A 2,132-nucleotide genomic window follows, 5' to 3' on the forward strand; every position below is an offset into this window, starting at 1 on the left:
TGAGTAATCATAATAAAGTTCAACAAATTCCATAATATAATCCCCAACCCCGCAAACACTTTCCCCATAAGACTTCCATTCATTTTTTTCTATTTTTCCCTTCCATACTCAAAAAACAAAATCCATACATTTTATCCATTTTAAGGACCAAAAACCATCCAAAATTCTTTTTCAGTACTCTTTTTTCAAGATAATAAAGATTAACAAAATTCCTTCAAAAAACTGGCAACATAATTTCTGTATTTTCTTTTTTTCTTCAAGGACTACTTGACTATCCAAAACACACCCCAAAATTCGATTACGCAAGAATCTTTGTGCCGAGTTTTCTCGACTTCTCTCGATTAGATCTTATTATCAGCTTTGGAATTTTATCGTTAAAAGTATGCTTCTCTTAATCGACTATGGTACAGCCTTTAAGCAACATATAAATTTATCTTTTTATATTCAGATAAAAAGCAGCCTTTAAAACGGCTGCTCATTATCCTAACTAAACACTATCTACCATTTCAACTTAACTTCTAGTAGTTTTGATTATCAAAAGCCTTTATCATTTCTTCTGCATCGATAGACATTTCACTTATTATCGACCTTGAATTCCACTTACCTTTTCCATTTTTCTTTAACTCAAAAACAAACTCTTCATTAAATGAAAAGGTGTACATACCGCCTTTTCGTCTCACCAATTTTATTGTATGCCAAAACTTATAGCCTTCATATCCTGAAGCCTTTGGCATTTTTATTAACACTGACTTTTCAGTAATCACTTCTATCTGATTACCGTTTATAACTATATTATTCCACATATTATTATCTCCTTTTTTGACTGTTATTAAACCGACTGCTCGTCTCTATCTTCTGTATTCATTACTAATTCTATGCCTATCTTCAGTATGTACAGAATTTCTCTGTTCTGCTTAGTATTCTTGAAGATGATATAATCCCCATCTTTACCACCTCTAGGTGCATCATTTCCCTTTTCCTTTTTAACCATAAATTTCTCCAAAACTTTTCCGGATTGTATATAAACTGTCGTATAGCCCCTCCAGTATGTAGAAGAAGTATAATAAAACTTCTTGCTAAGATCTGTCTTCGTTCTGAACTGATCTTTTAGAACTCTTAATTCTGTAATATTAAGCCCTCCTAGTTTGTATAACACTTCCTGTTTTTTATTTATTGGTATCATTTAAACCACTCCTTTTCTTATCTTGATTCAAGATTCATGTAATTTATTAGCTTAATTGCTTTCAAAGGAAACATAACACATGTTTTTTATTTTTTTCCCAATTTGCCAGTATTTTTTTCATTTTTCCGTCAAAAAAGTTCTAAACCCCCTGTTTTAAAGGGTTTAGAACTTAAAAGAAATTTTTTTAATTCACAATATATATATATATCAGCCACGATTTTCTGTAATCTTATTGCAAAAGCACCATTTGGTCTTGGGTCATTGTTTTAGCATTATAAGTTCATTTAATAACTCCTTAAAACCACAATCCTTTCAGCAGAACCTTTAAAACGGTTCTGTTTTTATGAACAGATATTTGACGAAAGGTGGTACACTTTTTCATGATCACTATTAAATTAGATTAGACAATTTTTTAGATTTAATTATTCTTGTCCACATCTTCTTTTTAAAAGTAAAGAACAATACACAGATTTCTTTATATCCAGGATAACTCTTCATTGTACTAATATGGACTACTAAATAGAAATACATCATTTAAGGCGTTTTAAAGCCTTAAGTGATGTTAAATGGATTGATATATGCCAATGCCTTTAAAATGAGGGCTGCTAGGAAAGTTTTTCGGCTTTTATGCGAAGGATGAAATTGGATTGCTTAGAGCGATTGGGCGGATTAAGTAGAGAAAATGCAGCGAGCGCCAGGTGGCGAGTTGGGTTTTCGACAGATCTTTGCATTTGATATTTGAAATTCTTAATGGGACAGGTTAGATTTATTCAGCTTTGGGAACATAAAAAAAATAGGGAAATCTTTAGGTCGATTAAGACCATGAAAAAATCGGCCTATCGAAGGTTTTTTTGATCCTTCTTTGCCGATTTTGTTTAACTTCATTATTTTATTTTTTTGACTTTCATGATTGATTTTAAAATTTAAGAAATTTTTTTTGCCAAGAACA

3 protein-coding genes are annotated in these 2,132 nt (G+C 31.2%); all 3 read right to left on the minus strand.

Translation table 11 applies throughout. The annotated features are described in order from the left end of the window. Window positions 1–518: 518 nt before the first annotated feature. A complete protein-coding gene (locus tag P0N36_RS15060) occupies window positions 519–803 on the minus strand; it encodes a hypothetical protein (RefSeq protein WP_275843699.1) in 285 nt (94 codons plus the stop codon). Between the two features lie 26 nt (window positions 804–829). After that, entirely contained in the window at window positions 830–1,183 is a 354-nt protein-coding gene (locus P0N36_RS15065; RefSeq protein ID WP_275843700.1) for a hypothetical protein, read from the minus strand. Between the two features lie 747 nt (window positions 1,184–1,930). Beyond that, window positions 1,931–2,132 (minus strand): hypothetical protein (locus P0N36_RS15070; RefSeq protein ID WP_275843701.1); only part of this gene is annotated, 202 nt, incomplete at its 5' end.

The sequence above is a fragment of the Petrocella sp. FN5 genome (assembly GCF_029210395.1).
GTDB lineage: Bacteria > Bacillota > Clostridia > Lachnospirales > Vallitaleaceae > Petrocella.